15 protein-coding genes are annotated in these 18,818 nt (G+C 68.8%); 4 read left to right on the forward strand and 11 right to left on the reverse strand.

The genetic code is table 11. The features are described from left to right. Positions 1-512: 512 nt before the first annotated feature. Positions 513-1,142: a D-alanyl-D-alanine carboxypeptidase family protein gene (locus tag ACFYML_RS11915; protein WP_387420577.1), complete on the reverse strand. Its 630-nt coding sequence runs from the start codon at positions 1,140-1,142 to the stop codon at positions 513-515. A gap of 75 nt (positions 1,143-1,217) precedes the next feature. Between ACFYML_RS11915 and ACFYML_RS11920 the strand changes: the two genes are divergently transcribed. Together ACFYML_RS11920 and ACFYML_RS11925 are read left to right on the forward strand one after the other, a co-directional pair. After that, positions 1,218-1,913: a response regulator transcription factor gene (locus tag ACFYML_RS11920; RefSeq protein ID WP_387420578.1), complete on the forward strand. Its 696-nt coding sequence runs from the start codon at positions 1,218-1,220 to the stop codon at positions 1,911-1,913. Positions 1,914-1,923: 10 nt separating this feature from the next. Continuing rightward, on the forward strand, positions 1,924-3,000 hold the full coding sequence (locus tag ACFYML_RS11925; protein ID WP_387420580.1) for a sensor histidine kinase: 1,077 nt from the start codon (positions 1,924-1,926) through the stop codon (positions 2,998-3,000). An 83-nt stretch (positions 3,001-3,083) separates the two neighbouring features. Here the strand turns inward: ACFYML_RS11925 and ACFYML_RS11930 are convergent, their stop codons facing one another. Beyond that, positions 3,084-3,269 carry a hypothetical protein gene (locus tag ACFYML_RS11930; RefSeq protein ID WP_387420581.1) on the reverse strand — a complete coding sequence of 62 codons (186 nt, stop codon included), beginning with the start codon at positions 3,267-3,269 and terminating at the stop codon, positions 3,084-3,086. A 525-nt stretch (positions 3,270-3,794) separates the two neighbouring features. Between ACFYML_RS11930 and ACFYML_RS11935 the strand changes: the two genes are divergently transcribed. After that, complete coding sequence (locus tag ACFYML_RS11935; protein ID WP_387420582.1) at positions 3,795-4,808, forward strand: RNA polymerase subunit sigma-70; 1,014 nt, start codon at positions 3,795-3,797, stop codon at positions 4,806-4,808. A gap of 5 nt (positions 4,809-4,813) precedes the next feature. Next, the gene (locus ACFYML_RS11940; RefSeq protein ID WP_387420583.1) at positions 4,814-5,563 is read left to right on the forward strand and encodes a DUF6069 family protein; all 750 of its coding nucleotides are present in this window, start codon (positions 4,814-4,816) and stop codon (positions 5,561-5,563) included. 106 nt (positions 5,564-5,669) lie between these two features. Here ACFYML_RS11940 and rph read toward each other — a convergent pair whose 3' ends face one another. The 9 genes from rph to ACFYML_RS11985 form a co-directional block, all read right to left on the reverse strand. Next, positions 5,670-8,267, reverse strand: a complete 2,598-nt coding sequence (rph, locus tag ACFYML_RS11945; RefSeq protein WP_387420584.1) for a rifamycin-inactivating phosphotransferase — start codon at positions 8,265-8,267, stop codon at positions 5,670-5,672. Positions 8,268-8,661: 394 nt separating this feature from the next. Then, positions 8,662-9,378: a YcnI family protein gene (locus ACFYML_RS11950; RefSeq protein ID WP_387420585.1), complete on the reverse strand. Its 717-nt coding sequence runs from the start codon at positions 9,376-9,378 to the stop codon at positions 8,662-8,664. Positions 9,379-9,465: 87 nt separating this feature from the next. Further along, complete coding sequence (locus ACFYML_RS11955) at positions 9,466-10,176, reverse strand: hypothetical protein (RefSeq protein WP_387420586.1); 711 nt, start codon at positions 10,174-10,176, stop codon at positions 9,466-9,468. Positions 10,177-10,250: 74 nt separating this feature from the next. Further along, complete coding sequence (locus ACFYML_RS11960) at positions 10,251-11,459, reverse strand: branched-chain amino acid ABC transporter substrate-binding protein (protein WP_387420587.1); 1,209 nt, start codon at positions 11,457-11,459, stop codon at positions 10,251-10,253. Positions 11,460-11,597: 138 nt separating this feature from the next. Then, positions 11,598-13,403 (reverse strand): LVIVD repeat-containing protein, encoded by a 1,806-nt coding sequence (locus ACFYML_RS11965; RefSeq protein WP_387420588.1) that lies wholly within the window; start codon positions 13,401-13,403, stop codon positions 11,598-11,600. A gap of 101 nt (positions 13,404-13,504) precedes the next feature. Next, the gene (locus ACFYML_RS11970; RefSeq protein ID WP_387420589.1) at positions 13,505-14,200 is read right to left on the reverse strand and encodes a hypothetical protein; all 696 of its coding nucleotides are present in this window, start codon (positions 14,198-14,200) and stop codon (positions 13,505-13,507) included. 73 nt (positions 14,201-14,273) lie between these two features. After that, positions 14,274-16,067 (reverse strand): copper resistance protein CopC, encoded by a 1,794-nt coding sequence (locus ACFYML_RS11975; protein WP_387420590.1) that lies wholly within the window; start codon positions 16,065-16,067, stop codon positions 14,274-14,276. Between the two features lie 5 nt (positions 16,068-16,072). Then, complete coding sequence (locus tag ACFYML_RS11980; RefSeq protein ID WP_387420591.1) at positions 16,073-17,239, reverse strand: branched-chain amino acid ABC transporter substrate-binding protein; 1,167 nt, start codon at positions 17,237-17,239, stop codon at positions 16,073-16,075. Positions 17,240-17,324: 85 nt separating this feature from the next. Beyond that, positions 17,325-18,764 (reverse strand): LVIVD repeat-containing protein, encoded by a 1,440-nt coding sequence (locus ACFYML_RS11985; RefSeq protein WP_387420592.1) that lies wholly within the window; start codon positions 18,762-18,764, stop codon positions 17,325-17,327. Positions 18,765-18,818 lie beyond the last annotated feature (54 nt).

The raw sequence follows: 18,818 nt of genomic DNA on the forward strand, positions 1-18,818 counted from the left end.
ACCTGCGAAACATCACCACCGGCGATCCGGTCGGCATACATCCGGACCGCACGCGCCTGCGTCTCATCGTCATACTTCTTCGGTGCTGGCATGATCCTCTCCCTGTTAGATCATGCCCTCCGGGAAACCCAGGCCGATTCACGCCCGACGGGTCAGACAGCCGTAAAACTCTTCCCGGAACCCTGCGAGCCGCCGCAGCGACTCGACGCGGCCAGCGGGGTCGGGCACACTGCTCATCACGGCCTTCGGTTGTGAGTCATGTTCTTCTTTGGCGAGACGACATGATCACCGAAGGCCGTCTTCGTGTCCACCCACGACAGCGCGAAACATCAGGCCAGAGAGCCGAAGGTTAAAAAACAAGACTAGGTAGGGGCACGCTCGCAGATCTCGTCGTCGGGCAGACGTAGACCGTCCAGCCGCGCCGTCCGGGGGCTGGTAGCCCTTGTGGACACTTGCGTCGAGTGCTCGACGATGTCCGCGACGTGTTCCACGGGGCCGGGCGACAGCGCCGGTTACTGCCGCATACGCGGATCACGTGTGGGGTCGGCATACATGGGAGGGCAGCCGCGATCCATCGCCTGGGGGCGCAGTTCGTAGTGCCAGGGCTCGTTGCCGTAGATCTGGCACAGTCCGTATTCGGCGCCGTTTTCTGACAGCCACTCTGTGGCTTTTAAGGGGCCAAGGTCGGCCGCGTCGCCGGAAACGTGCGGAGAGGTGTCCGGGGTGGCGACCCATCGGGCGGCTTCCTTTTCCGAGCCGTATTTCGAGACCGCCTCACGAAGAAGCTGTTTTTGGTATTTGGGGGAACGCCAGCCACTGTTGATGTAGAACTCGATGCTGTCGTGAGCGGCATCCGTTGCCGCTTTACGCAGGGCTTGGAGCAGATCCGGGTCGAGGTTGGTTACGCCGGGATACTCGTCATCAAATACTGTCGCGGCGTCGGGGAGGACGCCGTCAGCTTCAGTTGCGGTACGACCGTGGTCGCCGGGAAGGGTTTCGCCGAGCGAGGGCGCCGTTGATGATGTTGACTGGTATACGAGGGTTCCGATGATCGCAGCCGCGACGGCGATCAGGCCGACGGCGATGGGCCGCCTACGGGCCTTTGTTCGTGCTGCTGTGATTTGACTCATGCTGTCAGTCAAGGCAGCGTCGTGTTGTCAGCCCGTATGTGGTTTTCGGTATGCCGACGATATGCGCCGGCTCGTAGCATCGTGAGCATGCGTGTGTTGGTCGTTGAGGACGAGCCCTACATGGCAGAGGCCATCCGCGATGGGCTGCGCCTGGAAGCGATCGCGGCTGACATCGCCGGTGACGGCGACACCGCTCTTGAGCTGTTGAGCATCAACACCTACGAAATTGCCGTCCTCGATCGCGACATTCCCGGGCCCTCCGGTGACGAGATCGCCGAACGCATCGTCGCCTCCGGCAGCGGCATGCCGATCCTGATGCTCACTGCTGCCGACCGGCTCGACGACAAGGCCTCCGGGTTCGGGCTCGGCGCCGACGACTACCTCACGAAGCCCTTCGAACTCCGAGAACTCGTGCTCAGGCTCAGGGCGCTCGACCGCAGACGCGCGCACAACAGGCCGCCGGTGCGGGAGATCGCAGGTCTGCGTCTGGATCCGTTCCGCCGGGAGGTCTACCGGGACGGCCGTTACGTCGCGCTGACCAGGAAGCAGTTCGCCGTGCTCGAGGTCCTCGTCGCTGCTGAAGGCGGGGTAGTCAGCGCCGAAGAACTCTTGGAGCGGGCGTGGGATGAGAACGCCGACCCCTTCACCAATGCCGTGCGCATTACTGTCTCGGCATTGCGCAAACGGCTCGGCGAACCCGGGATCATCGCCACCGTGGCCGGCGTCGGCTACCGCATCGACACGGCATCCGGCATCGGGCGTGCGGGAGGGGGCCGTGGATAGGGCGCCAGGTTTGAGCGTTCGCCTCAAACTCACCCTCAGCTACGCGGGGTTCCTCATGCTTGCAGGTGCCCTGCTGCTCGCCGCGGTGTGGGTGTTCCTGCTGCGTTACGTACCCGAGGTGATCGACACTATCGGTGGGATTCGAACCCTCAAGGCTGACCTGGTGCGGGCCTTCGCCCCGGCGGCGGCCGCAGTGCTGGCGTTCCTGCTGGTGTTCGGCCTCCTGGGAGGATGGATCCTCGCTGGCAGCATGCTCGCGCCCCTGGCTCGCATCACACATGCCACCCGCCTGGCCGCGAACGGATCACTCTCCCACCGGATCCAGTTGGAAGGCGGCAAAGACGAATTCCGCGAACTCGCCGACGCGTTCGACACCATGCTCGCGCGGCTCGAAGCGCACGTCGCCGAACAGCGGAGATTCGCAGCCAACGCCTCGCACGAGCTGCGCACCCCGCTGGCGATCACGCAGACCCTTCTCGACGTGGCCCGCAACGATCTGAACCGCGACACCGGCGAACTTGTCGACCGCCTCCACTTCGTCAACACCCGAGCGATCGAACTCACTGAAGCATTGCTCCTGCTCAGCCGCGCCGACCAGCGGTCCTTCACCCGAGAACACGTCGACCTGTCCCTCATCGCGGAAGAGGCCACTGAAACACTTCTCCCGCTCGCAGAAAAACGCGGCCTCACCATCGAGACCTCCGGCGACATCACCCCCACCATCGGCTCATACGCCCTCCTGCTGCAGATGGCCACTAACCTCATGCACAACGCGATCGTCCACAACCTGGCTGAGCAGGGCACCGTGTGGGTCACGACCAGCCTTCATCCCAAGACTGTGGTGCTCACTGTCGAGAACACCGGCGAGAAGCTCAGCCCGCTGTTGGTCTCGACACTCACCGAACCGTTCCAGCGCGGCACCCAACGCATCCGCGGTGACCACTCAGGTGTCGGCCTCGGCTTGGCAATCGTCAAGAGCATCGCCCAGGCACACGACGGAATCCTCACCCTCATCCCCCGCCCCGCTGGGGGGCTCTGCGTCACGGTGCAACTCCCGGTCGCGCCAGACCAGGAGCAGGACAGGTAGTCATACCTGACGGTGCGTCACCACCCTGCTCGACGCCATCTGGGCGGCAGTTGAGGATGACCTGGCTGTGGGAGGTGTGGAAGTCAGCCGAGACTGTCTCCCCGTGATGGGCGGTAGTAGGAAACCGTGGCCACGGCGAGCAGCACGGCGCCGACAAAGAAATAGGTGTTGATCCCAAGGCCGGCCCAGAGCTCAGCCGTGGAGATGTTTTCCGCCCCCACAAAGCCGCCTCGGCGGATGCCTGTGACCATCAGCAGGTTTTCGACCATCCCGGGAACCCCTCGGACGACGAGTAGCGCGCTGCCAAACCACAGCGGCGTGAGGAGCACCCCTCGAGGGACCCGTCGTCCCCACGGCCGGACGGTGGCTACAACGACAGCCGCCCCGACTGCCGACATGAGGATGAGAGTGATGTTGAAGATCACGTACGCCCTTCGGCCCCAAGGTCCGTCGCTGGTCGGATCGTCACCGGGGAGGAACACCGCTACCACGTGGGACACGACGAAAAAGATCAGCCACGCGAACGTGCCGTACGCCCAACGCGGGCTGCCGTGAACTCTCACACCACCAAGATCGTCGCCTCGGGCGCCATGACGCCTCCCATCCCGAGGGGAATTTCTCCCTCACTAGAGGGAGGCGCCTCGCACCGAGTCGCCAAGCCCTGCTCGCACTGGCCCACCTACCAACCGTCACTGGATCCGTCACTGGATCAGCCGTGCCGACCGAGTGATGAGTTGTCGCGCCCGCACCCGTCACATGTACGGCGGGACACGACGAGGCGGAAGGATGACGTGATGAGTGCGGACACGCGACTGGAGAAGCTGGGGGTGAGCGGGTTGGGCGGGAGCGGTCTGGGCGAGGTCGACGAGCCGGCGTTCTCGGGGCTGGCGGAGCGGCACCGGCGGGAGCTGCACGTGCACTGCTACCGGATGCTCGGGTCGTTCGAGGACGCCGAGGACACCGTGCAGGAGACTTTTCTCCGTGCCTGGCGGCGGCGGGAGACCTTCGAGGGGCGGTCGACGTTCCGGGCCTGGCTGTACCGGATCGCCACCAACGCCTGCCTGGACCTGCTCGCCAAGTGCCGCCCGGAGCCTGCGACCGGCGGCGAGGTGCTGTGGCTGCAGCCCTACCCCGACCGGCTACTTGACGAGTTGCCCGCGGGCGACGCGGACGAGCCGGAGACCGTCGCCGTCGCGCGGGAGACGATCGAGCTGGCGTACCTGGTCGCGGTCCAGCACCTCGCGCCGCGCCCGCGGGCCGTGCTGATCCTGCGGGACGTGCTCGGCTGGCCGGCGAAGGACGTCGCGGAGCTGCTCGGGGACTCCGTCAACTCCGTGAACAGCGCGCTGCAGCGGGCCCGCGCCGGCATGCGGGAGCACCTGCCCGCCGAGCGGCAGGACTGGACCGGCGGCGAGGAGGACGCCGGGACGCGCGAGCTGGTGCGCCGCTACACCGACGCCAGCGTGGCCACGGACATCGACGGGCTCGCCGCACTGCTGCGGGAGGACGTCCGGTGCTCGATGCCGCCCACGCCGGGCCTGTCCGTCGGCCGCGACGCGGTGGTGAACGATTGGGTCGAGGACGGCTTCGAGGGCATGGAGCAGATGCGCGCCGTCCTCACCTCCGTGAACCGGCAGCCCGCCGCCGCCTTCTACCTGTGGCGGAAGCGGGAGGGCGCGTACCTGCCGCTGACGATCGACGTCCTGCGTATCAGCGGCGGGGCGATCACCGAGATCGTCACGTTCCACGACGACCAGTTCCCGCGGCTCGGGCTGCCGGAGCGCCTGCCGGCGGACGGCACGGAGTAGGCGCGGTGTGGACGCTCGCGCTGCGCGGTGGTGCGCGTGTCGCGGTGGTCGCGGCGGAGTGGCGCGACGCGTTCGGGGTCGTCACCCGCGGGCGGGTGCAGCTGGAGCTGCGCGACGGCGAGCCCGGGCCGGTCCTCGGACGAGAGGCCGGGTTCTGGCTCCGTGGCACCGGCGTCCGCGCCCTGCGGAACCCCGGCCGTCGCACGGCGAGGGTGCGCATCGTCACGCCCAGGGCCAGGACGTCACATGCCAGTCAACACATCCCGTACGCCCCAGTTACCGAAAGATGGAGGAAGGACATGAACCGCATGAATGACACCGGGGTCGTCGAAGGCCCGGCATCGGGCCAGACCAGCCGCACCCACCGACTCCGCGGGCTCGCCGTCACCGGCGTCATTGCCACGCTCGCGGCGATGGTGGCCACCACCCTCGCCGCTGCGCTTGCCCAGGCCGTTGGCGTCGACTTCGAGGTGCCCGATGGTGGCGAGACGATCCCGTTGCCCGGGTTCGCCGTGGTGACCGGCTTCTTCTCGGTCGTGGGCGTCGTCATTGCCGTCGCTCTTCTTCGTTGGAGCGCTCGCCCCGCCAAGCGATTCGTGTGGACGGCGGTGTCGCTGGCCGCGATCTCGTTTGTCCCGCCCCTCCTCTCCGGGGCAAACACCGCCACCACCACCGCCCTCCTCGGGCTACACCTCGTCCCTGCGGCGGTGATGATCCCCACCCTGGCGCGGGGCCTCCGCACCCGGACCGATTGACGATCCCGCAACGGGACAACGCACGGCGCACGGGCGTGCTGCCGTAGCCGGCGGGGCAGGGAGCGCTGTTCGTGACGTGGGAGGTTGGAAACGGCTCAGTGGTCAGTCAAGGCAGGATCTCGACGTACCCGTCGCTTCCGTGCACGCGGATCCGCTGCCCATCGGGAATCAGCCGGGTGGCATCCACCACGCTGACGACAGCCGGCAGGCCGTACTCCCGTGCGATCACCGCGCCGTGCGTCATCAATCCTCCGACCTCCGTCACCAGGCCGGCGATGGCGACGAAGAGGGGCGTCCAGCTCGGGTCCGTGTGGGCCGTGACGAGGATGTCACCCGGTTCGAGATCAGCCTGGGCCATGTCCAGGATGACCCGGGCGCGCCCTTCGATGGTCCCGGCGGAGACCGGTAGGCCGATCAGGGCGCCGGTCGGCACGTCGTCGCGTCGGTACGACCCGGCGATGACCTCGCCATCCGATGTCAGCACCCGGGGTGGCGTAAGCGCCTGGTACGACCGGAACGCCTCCTTGCGCTGCTGGATCAGCTTGTCATCCACCTGGTTCGAGCGCACGACGTCGTGGAGCTCCTGGAACGTCAGGTAGAAGACGTCCTCCTTCTCGGCGAGCACGTTGGCCTGCACGAGGCGCTCGGCCTCTTCGAGCAAGGCCTGCTTGTAGACGAAGTAGCGGCTGACGATGCCGTACTTCGGGTACTCCCGGTAGCCGATGAAGGTCCGGACCCGGTCGATCATCCGCTTGGTCTCGTCTGCCTTCTGCTCCCCGTCCGGCAGTGCCCGCAGGCGTTCGAGCACCTCCTGCGCCTTCTTCTGCGCCTCTTGGCGCCCGTGCTCGAAGCGCCGCTTGGCGGCGCCCGGCTCGAAGTTCCTGACGTTGTCGAGGATCACGGGCACGAGCGTGGCGGGGCGTTCGCTCCAGCGCGGCCTCGTGATGTCGATCTCGCCGACACAGCGCATGCCGTACCGGTCGAGGTAGGCCTCGATGGCGTCGCGCGCTTCGGTCCCGCCCGCGAACTTCGGCAGCTCGTCCAGGAAGCCGTCGTCCTCGACGCCCTGCAGGAACGCCACTACCTCCGGATGCGGACGGATCACGTCCGCGACGTCGAGCAGCGCCAGGCCCATCTCCGACGTGACGTTACCGGGGGCGGACAGCGTGAGGATGTCGGCCGCGTTCTTCTCGCCCAGCCATTCCCGCAGCCGGTCATTGAGCCACCAGGTTGTCTCCATCCCCGCCATGATCGCCTGAATGCTCAATGGATCACTGAGGACCCGCTTGTGCTCCTGAAACGCCTCCAGCAGGAAGTCGAACAGCGCCGGTCCCGTCTTCGTCTGGATGTCGTGCCGCAGGGCGGCGATGGACGCCTGGCTGCGCTCGATCAGCTCGGTGACGATGGCCGGATCGTTCTCGATCGGGGCGGACGCACCGCCGACCGGCGGCCCGCCGGGACCGCCGTCCGGGAGCGCCGGGACGAAGTCCTGACGGTCGAGGACGGTCTCCAGCGCGTCCCTGGTCAGCGGATCGGACCTCCCCGCCATCTCCAGGAAGCCGGCGCGGCCCGCGGGCGAGGCCAGGCGCTGGGTGACGTCGACGAACAGCCTGCCGCCGGCCTCGTGCATCGGCGCCATGGCCGTCAGCTGCCAGAACGAGAGCCCCAGGGGCTTCATGGGGTCGGTCATCATCTGCTGATGACCAACGGAGAGGTAGATGTGGTTCTCCTGGTCGCCGGCCGCGGGGATGGGGAACAGCGTGGTGATCGGCCGGCTCTGCACGATCTGGAAGTCATCGTCGACCAGGCACCATTCGATGTCCTGCGGGCGGCCGAAATGCGCTTCGATCCGCCGGCCGAGCTGCACCAGCCGCACGACCTGCGCATCCGTCAGCGCCGGCCGCTCCTGCCGCTGCGGGTCGATCGCCACTTCCTGCGTACCGCCAGCCGGCAGGGCGTGAACGGCACGCTGCTTGGCGGCGACCGCCTTGGCGACGACCTCGCCGTCGCGCACCTTGAAGACGTCCGGGTTCACCAGGCCGGAAACCAGGGCCTCGCCGAGGCCGAAGCTGGCGTCCACGGTGGCGACCTTCCGGTTGGACGTGACGGGGTCGGCCGTGAACAGGATGCCGGCCGCGTCCGGGAAGACCATCCGCTGCACGACCACGGCCATGTGGACCGTGCGGTGGTCGATGCCGTTGCGCTGGCGGTAGGTAACGGCCCGCTCGGTGAACAGCGACGCCCAGCACCGGCTGACGTGCTGGAGGACCGCGGCCGGCCCCACGACGTTCAGGTACGTGTCCTGCTGGCCGGCGAACGAGGCCGTCGGCAGGTCCTCCGCCGTCGCGCTCGATCGGACGGCGTAGGCAGCTTGCTCGCCGAGCCGGGCGAGCCCGCGGGTGATCGCCGCCGCCAGATCGCCCGGGACGGCAATCCCTTCAATGGTCCGGCGGATCTCCGCGCTGAGCGTGCGGATCGCCTCCCGGTCATCCGGGTTCAGGCGCGACAGCTGATCGAGCCGGTCGTCGATCGACGGCGCTTCCGCCATGATCCGCCGGAACGCGTCCGTCGTCACGCAAAAGCCAGCCGGCACGCGTACGCCTTCGATCCGCGACAGCCCGCCCAGGTGCGCGCCCTTGCCACCAACGACCGCGACCTGCGTCTCGTCAACCTCTTGAAGATCCAACACGTACTGCTCGGTCACTGCGACACCTCCGAGTCAGCCGTGCTCTGTTGCGCCGCACTGGCCGATCGAATCACCGGCGCCTCGAGCAACATTGGTTCGAGCTCGCTGCGTCCCCCGTACATCGGCAACACACCCACGTCGTGGCCCCCCAATTCCTCGTCGGTGCTGGTCCGGCCGCCGATTCTGCGGCAAGACCCGGGTCTTGCCGCAAGCCCCCCGGCGCGCTATACGTTAGAAGTGGCAGGGAGTTACATCTCCTTGCCTTTGCTTTTGTCGTCCGCCGCAGGCACTCCGTCGGCGACTGAGGCTCACCGATCGACTACGAACGATTAACGACCGGCGCCCTGGAGGCCCGGGCCCGCTCGAGTCCTCCAGGATTCGAGGGGATCGGCAGTCCCCAATTCGAGGTGGCCTATCGCGTCCGGCGCGAGCGCACGACGATCGCCGCGCACACGAGGCCGATCACCAGGGAGGCCACGGACAGTCCGACCGCCCACCAGACCCCCGCATCCGACTGGGTCGTGGGCGCGTTGTCCACGGCCAGCGCCGCCTGCTCGGTGCCCGGCGCCGGAGAGGATGCCGGGTTCGCCTCGGGCACGAGCCGGAGCACCGGCGCGGGCCGCTCCGGCTCGTCGCCGCCGGGGGCTGGCTCCTGGATCCAGCGCACGACCTCGCCGTCGCTGTAGTGCTGGAGCGTCTTGAACACCAGTTGGTCGGCTGCGGGCAGCGGTCCGGCGCTCACCGAGAACTCGTCGTACTCACCCGGTTTGATCGCCGACTGCGGGTTCGCCGCGGTCCAGGTGATCTTGTCGATGACCTCGCTGATCTGCGCGCCGTGCGCCTCGATCGGTGTGGCCAGCTTCTTCTTCGTGATCTCGTACGACCAGCCGGGGTGTGGCTTCACCGAGAGCGAGGCCAGCGGGGATTCGGTCGGGAACTGCACCTCGATCTTGGTGGTGCTCGCGTCGTCGCTCTCGGTGGGAACGCGGAACGTCAGGGCGGCGTAGCCGCCCTGGGTGGCCGTGCCCGGGTTCACCGTCACGTGCGCGAACGCCGCCGTCGGTAGGACGCCGACCAGGCAGGCCGCCACGCCTACGGTTACGAGGCCACGTACGGCTCGGCGAAGCATGTGCATTCTCCAGCTTTCAATTGATCGACAATCATGACGTTGAACATGCGAGCCACGGTCGCGTGCGTGCTCCGGCGCAGGTCGCGATCAGCCCAGCCGCCGCAGCACCTTCTCCGTGGCCCCCTTGGCCTTGTCGGCCGAGTCGGCGCGGTCTCCGACGATCTTCTTCTGGGTGAGATCGAGGTAGAGGATGAGGTTCGCCCGATGGAGCACCACGATGGCGATGTCCTCGAAATAGACGTCGTCCTGCCCTGGCGGGTACGTGTGGGCGACCTGCTGCACATATCCCTTCCACCCGAACACCTCAAGCGGACGACTGGTCCCGCGATAGGCGCCGAGGATGACCGGCGGTCCCCCATCGACCTCATACGATCCGGGGCAGGCGGCCAGCCCGGAACCGACCTCGTTCATCGCGTTGTCGGCGATGGCGGCCGAGGCGAAGACGAGGGCGTTCTGGGTCACGTATGGCACGCGGGAGTCGGTCGCCCGGATGGGTTCCACGGCGAACTGCCCCACCGGCTGGCCACCGACGGGCTGAACCACGTTGGACGGCGCCTTGGGTGTGTCGGAGCGCTGGACGTACGGGCAGGTCTGGATGGCGCTCGGCGGCACGTAGTTGTTGTGCGAGTGGAAGTCCCGGTCGTACCAGTAGTCGCGCGCGCCTTCGCCGGCGTCCTTTGCGTTGTAGAACGCGGCCTTGACGTCGTCGGCTGTGTAGGACGGCTTGCTCGCCGTGGGGCCGGCCGCGCTGGAGCAGCCGGTGACGGCGGCGCAGACGGCGGCCAGCGCGAGGGTCACGGTGGCACGGGAGCTCAAGATCACGGATGGCTCACTTCATCGGGGGCGGAGAGGCGGCACTCGACCACGGGCCGTCAGGAGCCGTTGTCCGAACGCAGGGTGTTGGCGAGGGTGAAGGCACCGCCCTTGACGGTGAGCACGAGATGGTTGTCGTACTTGACCGTGTGGTCGGGGGCGAACCGTAGCTCACCCAGGAATGTGGTGAAGCTGTCCTCCAGCTTGGTCAGCTGTTCGCTGTTCAGCGCGGGGTCGATCTTTCCCGTCTGCGTCACGGCCTGGCCGAGGGCGCGCAGCCCGTCGTAGGCCTGCAGGGCGTCCCGGCCCGGCGGGTGGCCGAAGGCCTTGGTGAACCGCGTGGTCCATGCCTTGGCGGCGGGGAGGTTCTGCGGGCTCGCCGTTGTGATCACATACGCGCCCTCGGCGCCGTCTCTGCCGGCGGCGGAGAGGAAATCGGGGCTTTCGGACGCTGCGGAGGCGATGTATTTGCCCTTGTACCCGGCTTTGCGGAGCGCTGCGGCCAGCTGGCCGGATTCCTGGGCCGGGCCGGCCCAGTACACGACGTCGGGGTCGGCGGCCAGCGCGGTGGCGGCGGCCGCGGCCATGTCCCGCTGCCCGGCGGGCAGGGTCTGCTTGCTGACCACCTTGGGGACGGGCGAGGCCACTGAGATCACCTGGTTGACCAGGTATGCCGACTGCGGGTTGTCGTCAGCGATCACCGCGAGCCGCTGGGCCGCCTGGTAGGCCATCCAGTGCACCGCCGCGAGCGCTTCCTGGTAGGGCGTGCCGTTGGTGAGATAGGCCGTGGGAGTGTCCTCCGCGCTGACCAGCGTGGGCGAGTTGGCGGAGGTGATGAGAAACGGCAGCCCGTTGCCGCCGAGGACCCGCGCGGCGGCCTCGGCGGCGCCGTCGCAGACGCCCCCGAGGGCGCCGGCGACGTTTTCGGTGAGGTGGAGCTGCTTCGCCGCCTCCTTGCCGCCGTCGTCGAGGCACTCGTCGTCGACGGTGACGAGGGAGACGTGCAGCCCGATGATCCCGCCGCGGACGTTGAGGTCGTCGACCGCCATCCGCGCCCCGTCGACCAGATCCTGCCCGCGTGCCTTGTCCGGCCCGGACAGCGGGGCGATCACACCGAAGGCGATCTCCCCCCGCGGTGCGGCCGGCGCGTCGTCGGTCGAGGTGCACGCGGCCACGGCCGGGAGCGTGAGGACGGTGAGGGCCAACGGCGCGAGCCAGCGGTTGCGGCAGGTCCGGCCACGGCCGCCGAGGGTGGTCAGGAGCTGCATTCGGTGCTTCTCTCTCGGCTCCGGTGGTGGTGAATGGGGTGGTCGAGGCAGGTCCGCCCCGGGGGCGGGTGACGGGGAGGGACCCCCGCCGCCGGTAGCGGCGCGGGGTCCCTCCACGTACGAAAGGTCCGCGGAAGACTACTTCTCGCAGGAGTTCCAGCAGACCTTCTTCTCGTGCTTACCGGGGATGTCGCCGGTGAACTTCAGGATGTCGACGCCTCGACCGTAGTCGGGGACGTAGACGTACCCGTTGTGCCAGTACGCCGAGGAGGCGTTGCTCCCGATGATCGCCGGTCCGTCGGGGCTGGCGGCGCGGTCGGGCACCCGGAACCAGCCGACCTGCTGCGGGTTGCTCGGGTCGGAGATATCCAGGAACCGGACGCCCTGCTCGTAGAAGCCGGCGGCGACGATGTTGCCGTTCACCGTGAACCAGTGCGCGGAGCAGTCGCCCGCCTTACCCGTCGGGTCGACGTAGTGGCCGGGCTTGCCGCCGGGGCTGTAGGTGGCGAGCCGCGTCATCTTGACCGGGTTCTCCGGCGTGGAGGTGATCCCCTCGGCGTCGTGCGTCCCCTCCAGCGACGCCAGGATGAACACGCCGGCCTTCGCGCAGTTCTGGTTGTTGTTCTCGTTGGTGATGAGCACCACGTCGCCCTTCGGGCGGTCGCCGAGGGCGTTCGGGAAGCGGTAGGCGTTGTGCAGGAAGGCACTCTCCGAGCCGCTGACGCTCCCACCCGCGTACGGGATCGGGTCGTAGGCCGTCGCGTAGCGCTTGGTCTGCGTGGCCGGGTCGAAGTGCTTGCCGTCGGTCCAGTAGCCGCGGACGCCGCCGCTGCCCGAGACCCAGACGACGCCGTCGAAGTCGACGTCGACGCTGTGCGTGGAGCCGCTCGTCACGCCGGTGCGCCGGACGTCGGAGACGACGGCCTGGCTGTAGGTGAACGGGTGGTTGACGTCACGCACGTCGGTCACGTAGACGGGGGAGCTCACACCGCGCACACCCGAGCCCACCGACCAGATGAACCGGCAGTCGTTGATGCACGTCGCGGTGTGGCCGAGCGGGACCCGGTGGAAGCCCAGCAGCTTCGGGTGCCACGGGTCCTTGATGTCGATGATGAACAGGCCCTTGGTGCCCGAGTCGCGGGTCAGGAAGACGAGCTTGCGCCGGCTGTCGACCGTGAGGTTCTCGCCCTCCCAGAACTGGGTCATGGTCTCGCCCGGCTGCCTGAGCTGGTCGACGGTGACGGCGGCGATGTACTCCGGGTGCTCGGGGTCCTTCAGCGACCAGACGGCCAGGCCGCCGGTGCCGTTGGCGACCATGACGTCGTAGCCGAGCTTCTCGTAGTGCACGAAGTTCAGCGACGAGAACGCCGGGCACTTCGTCGCCTTGAACGCGGGGCAGCTCCCATTGTTCGACAGCAGGCCGCGCACGTGACCGACGACCTCGACGTTGTCGCTGTGCGTCGCGTTGTCCGGGAACACCCCGGTGTCCGGCAGGGTCTGCGTCCCCTCGGTGGCGGTGCCGTCCGTGATGCCGGCGAGCGACGCGGCCTCGCGCTCGGCGTTGGTCGCCGCCTCCGCCGCGGCCGCAGCCGCCTGCGCCGCCGCAGCCGCCTTGTCGTTGTACTCCAGCTGCGCCTGCGCTGCCTGCGCGGATGCCTGCGCGGCCTGGGCGGCGGCGGCATCCGCCTTGTTCTTGTCGGAGATCTTGCCCGACTGCTCGGCCGTGGCGGCGGCGTCAGCGGCCTTCTGCGCCGCCTCCTCCGCCCTGGCCTTGGCCTCGTCCAGGCGGGCGGCTGCCCTGGCGGCGTCCTTCGCGGCCGCGTCCGCCTGGTTCTGCAGGCTGGTCGCCTCAGCCTCGGCCGACCCGACCGTGCCGGGGCGGACCGGACCGGACGGGTCCGCGTGGGCCGCGCCGACACTCGACATCTGCAGCGCGGCCGCCATCGCAAGCACGGTCGCGCCCCTCAGGAGGGCTCTGCCCCTCCTGGCTCTTCCAACGGGTATCACTCTCACCCTTCCTCCACTTTCAATAGGTGATATTCGCGCTAGCCGAGGCGGCCCAGCGTGGTCTTCATCAAGGCCTTGACCTTCTCGTCGGAGTCGGCGCGCTTGCCCACGGCCTTGATCTGGGCGTAGCCGACGTAGACGATGGCGTTCTCCTTGTGCACCACGACGGTGACCAGGTCGTCGTAAGTGTCCGGGTTCACGTCGGGCGGCGAGGTGTGTACAAGATGCTGGGCGTACCCTTTCCATCCGTTGATTTCGATCGATCGGCTGCCGACCTTGTACTCGCCCACCACGGACGGCGGTCCGCCGAGCACGCTGAACGTCGCCGGGCACTTGGTGGCCTCGGCCACGACGGTGTTCATCGTGCTGTCAGCGAGTGAGGGACTTTCGAAGACCACCGCGCCCTGAGTGACCACTGGCAGGGACGACGGCCCCGCGAGCTGTGGTGCGACGATGATCCGTCCGGTCGGATTCCCACCCACCGGCTCGATCGCTGGCTCCACACTGACCTCGACGTCCTCGGAACGCTGCACGTACGGGCAGGTTGGGATGCTGTTCGGGGGCGTGTAGACGACGTGCGAGGAGTGGCCGTTGTCCTTGATCTCGGTCGCGCCTTCGCCCAGGTCACTGGGGCTGACGAGGCCGAAGCGGATGGAGTCCACGGTGTAGGGGGGCTTGGTCAGGGGTTCCGGACTCCCGCTGGAACAGCCGGCCAGGACGCCGAGGGCGAGCAAGCCGGCGGCCACCGCGGTCGATCGGCTCCAGGACGCCTTCCGGTCAGCGCCTCGCATGTGTGTCACCAGCCTTTCAGCGTGCCGTGAACCGGACGCGCACGGGTGTCTCGTCGAAGTCGGAGACTCGGATGTCCAGCCGCAGCACCCACACCCCGGGGAAGGGGATGGACATCGAGTTCGCCACGTAGTGGCCGGGTTCGGCCGCGGTGACGGTGACGGGCAGTGCCGGGACGTCGCGGTCGGGTGATTCGAGCTGGCCGGAGATCTCGGGGACCGCGACCAGCGAGCCATCCGGGCCGGTGAGGTAGATGTCGGCCACGTTGCTGCCCGACCTCGCCGGCTCGATCTTCACCTCGACCGAGGCGTCCCGCAGCCCGGCGGCCGAGCCGGCCGCGGCGGCGGGAACGGGGACGGTGGTGTGCACCGGCGGCGCGTAGCTGGTGCGGGCCGGGGCGGTGTTGACGAGGACGGCCGTGATCGACACGACCGCGACCCCGAGCAGGATCTCGCCCACGACCGAGCGGCGCAGCCGGCGCACCGCGACGGAGGGGGCGGCGTCGAGGCCGACGGGTTCGCGGCCGCGCCGCCGCACGAACCGCCGCGCCCCGGCGGCGAGACCCACCACGGCGAGGACGACGGCGAGCTTGCCGAGAAGCAGCCGACCGAAGTCGGTCGCGCCGAGCGCGGCCCACGTCCCCACCTGCCGCCAGGACAGATAGACGCCGGTCGCCGCGATCACCGCGAAGCAGACCTGCGCGAGCCGGGAGAACCTGGGCAGCGCGGGCTCCAGGGTGATGACCTGGCTGGTCTCCCGCCTCCCGGCCGGGATGAGTACGCAGGCCGCGAGCGTGATCAGGCCGCCCAGCCACAGGCCCATGGCGAGTAGGTGCAGGCTGGTCGCCGGCACGGCCAGCCAGGTCTGCACGCCGGTCTGCGCGTGATCCGCCAACGCCCAGGTCAGCGTCAGAGCGACGGCGCCGACCGCGGCAACCGCGGGCACGACGATCCGGCGGGTGGCGCCGGCACCGGCCGTCCCGGTCGTGGCAGCGGGAGAGCCGGGGCGTACGGCGATCCCGAAGGCCACGCCGAGGGCGAGCACGATCACCAGCCGCGCCAGCAGCGCGTGGCCCAACCGGGTGGACAGCGCCGCGCCGATCAGGTCCGGGTCGAACACTCCGGCCAGCGACGTGCCGGCGGCGTACGGCCCCTGTACGAGCAGGACCAACACGGTGCCGGCGGTCAGCACGGCGAATCCTGACCACACGATGCGCCGGCCGCGGCGGTCGGTACGGCCGGCGGGCCAGAGCACGGCCACGAACAGTGCGCCACCGAGGGCGAGGGCCACACCGAGAAAGGCCAGGGCGCGGCCGACCGCGTCGACGACGAGGACGGCACGGTGGGCGTCCTGCTCCACCGGGGCGGCCGTAGCGCTCGGGTGGCCGATGCTGAAGCTGAACGCACCCGACACCACGTGCGAGTCCGCGGAGGTGACCCGCCAGGCCAGGACGTAGGTTCCCTCGGTCAGATCCGTGGGCAGGCTGACCCGCGCCGTGTTGGCCTTCCCGTCCACGTGACCAGCGGTGCCGATCGCCAGCTTCTTCGCGTTCGTGTCGAGCAGCTGGATCGACCGCTCGTTGAAGCTGACCGCGTCGTCGAAGCGGAGCCGGACCTCCGCCGGGGGCGAGGCCAGCACCTCGCCGTCGACCGGCGAGGTCTCCAGCAGGTAGGCGTGGGCGTACGCCGGATGCGTGGTCGCGGTGGACGCGAGGTCAGTGACCAGGCCGCCGGTCGCGAGGAGGACGACCACCGCCAGCCGCGTGACCAGCCGGGCCCAGCGATGGCGTACGGGGTGCATGCTGTGCGTCATCCGACCTAGTCCGTACGCAGCTTGCTGGCCAGGATGAGCTTGCCGCCCCTGACCTGGGCGATGATGAAGTTGTCGTACGTCAGGGAGTGGTCGGCGGCGAAGCGGAGCGTTCCGGTGAAGGTGGTGAAGTTTTCGAGCCGCGGGAGGTTGTCGACGACCTTCGCGGGTGCCGTGTCCCCCGCCTGGCGCACCGCCTGCGCCAGCGCGCGAAGCGCGTCGTAGGCCTGCATGGCGTCGCGGCCCGGCTCCCGTCGGTAGCGGTCCTTGAAGCGGGCAGCCCAGTCCGCCGCCGCCGGGAGGAGCCGTGGGCTCGCGGCCATGGTGAGGTATGCGTCCTCGGCCGCCGCGCCGGCCGCCTGCAGAAATTCGGGGCTGTCCGACTCGGAGGAGGCCATGAAATGGCCGGCGTAGCCGGCCTGACGTAGTGCGCTCACCAGTCGTCCACCTGGTTCCGCGGCCCCCGCCCAGTAGACGAAGTCCGCCTTGGCAGCGGTGACGGTGCCGGCGAGCTTCGCGAGATCAGGGCCGTTCGCTTCGGCGCTCTGCCTGCTCACCGTCAGGCCGTCTGCCTTGACCCGGTCGGTCACCAGGCCGGACAGCCGTTGTGCGGCCGGCGAGCCGTCATCGAGCACCGCCACCCGCTGCGGGCTCCGGTAGCCCATCCAGTGCACCGCGGCCAGCGCCTCCTGGTAGACCGTCCCCTCCAGCGGGAACACCGAAGGCACCCCGGCCTCGATCAGCCGGTCGGCGCGGGCGGAGGAGACCAGGAACGGCGTGCCAGCCGCGGCCACGGCGTTCGCCGCCGCCACCGCCGCGTCCTCACACAGCCCGCCGACCACCCCCACGACCTTCTTGGCGGCCAGCCCCGTCGCCCCCTGCTCGCCGGTCGCCGGCGTGCAGCCGCCGTCCTCGACGGCCACCTTCACCTGCCGCCCCAGCACGCCACCCTGATCGTTGAGCTCAGCGGCGGCCAGCTGCGCCCCGTCGACGAGGTCCTGCCCCCGCTCAGCCAGGTCGCCTGACAGCGGGGCCAGCACCCCGAACGTGATCTCGCCCCGCGTCCTCGGGGCGCCCCCGCCCTCGTCAGAGGCAGAGCACCCGGCGAGCAGACCGCTCACCACCAGCGCGGTCGCGCCCAGCGCGGCCACGCGCACGGCACCTCTGCGTCGCACCGTTCTACCTCCATGTCCGTCACCACCGAAAGCCGGCCCGGGCGCAGCGGTCGCCACGCTCGGGCCGGTGCTCTCGCTCAGACGGTTACTTGTCGCACGAGTTCCAACAGATCTTGTCGTCCGGCGCGCCGGCCAGCTCGCCGTCGAACCGCAGGACGTCGACGCCCCGGTTGTAGTCCGCGACGTAGACCAGCCCGTTGTGCCAGTAGACGGCCGACGCCGAACCGCCGGTCACGCCCTGCCCCGACGGCACGCGGAAGTAGCCGACCTGGGTCGGGTTCCTCGGATCCGACACGTCGAGGAAGCGGGTGCCCTGCCCGTACCACCCCTGCGCCACGATGTTGCCGTTCACCGTGAACCAGTGCGCGGAGCAGCTACCGGTGGTGGACGACCCTTCCTTGCCCCACGGCGACCAGTGGCTGATCAGTTCCAGCCGGAACGGGTTCTCCGGCGTGGAGCGCCAACTCTCGCCGTCGTAGCTGCCCTTCAGCGAGGCGATCTTGAACTCGCCCGCCTGCGCGCAGGACGTGACGTTCTCGTTGGTGATGTAGAGCAGCTCACCCTTGTCGAAGGAGCCGACCTTCTCCGTGGGGTGGTAGGCGTTGTGGTCGAAGAAGTCATAGAAGGCGGTGCCCGCCGGGTTGATGGGCGTGACGGTCCCGCCCGCGTACGGCACCGGGTCGTACGCCGTCGCGACGCGGTTGCGCTTCTGCACCGGGTCGTAGTGGTTGCCCTCGGTCCAGTAGCCGCGTACGCCACCCTCACCGGAGACCCAGGCGATGCCGTCCTTGTCGACGTCAACGCTGTGCACATAGTCGGTGACCCCGTCGAGCCGATCGAGATCGACCGCCCGGTCGAAGGTGTACGGGTGCTTGATGTCGTGGACGTCGGTCACCCGCACCGGCACGCCGTTCCAGGAGGGGTCGTGGCCTGGCGTCCCCGTGTTGGCCGGACCGACCGACCACAGGTACTTGCAGTCGTTGATGCAGGTGGACGTGTGCCCGGCCGGAATCGGGTGGAAGGTGACGATCTCCGGCTTCCATGGATTCTTGACATCAACGATGTAGACGCCGGACTGACCGGTCCTGACGGTGCCGCCGAAGCCCCGCGGGTCCCGAATGAGGAAGACCAGCTTGCGCTTCGGGTCGACGGTCATGTTCTCGCCTTCCCAGAACCTGTCCTGGGTGTCCCCCGGCAGGCGCAGCTCGGCCGCCGTGATCTTCGAGACCAGGGCCGGGTGCTGGGGGTCCTCCAGCGACCAGACGGCGAGGCCGCCGGTGCCGTTGGCGAACATGAAGTCGTAGCCGTACTTGTCGTACTTGATGAAGTTCAGCGCCGAGTAGCCGCTGACTCCCCTGACGTTGTCGATGAACGTGACGTTCTTTGCGACGGCGGTCGTCGGCACGTTGTGGATGTCGTCGAGGACCGCGCCGCCATGGGCGGAGTTGTCCGACGGGCTCGATCCTGGCGGCTCGGCGGCGGATGCCGCGCCAGCTCCACCCAGCTGCACTGCCACAGCCGTCACCAGAGCGACGGCACCCGCCACGAGGGGTTTCGTTTTCACCACTCTTCTCCCTTT

The organism is Micromonospora sp. NPDC007230, assembly GCF_042869115.1.
Taxonomy (GTDB): domain Bacteria; phylum Actinomycetota; class Actinomycetes; order Mycobacteriales; family Micromonosporaceae; genus Micromonospora.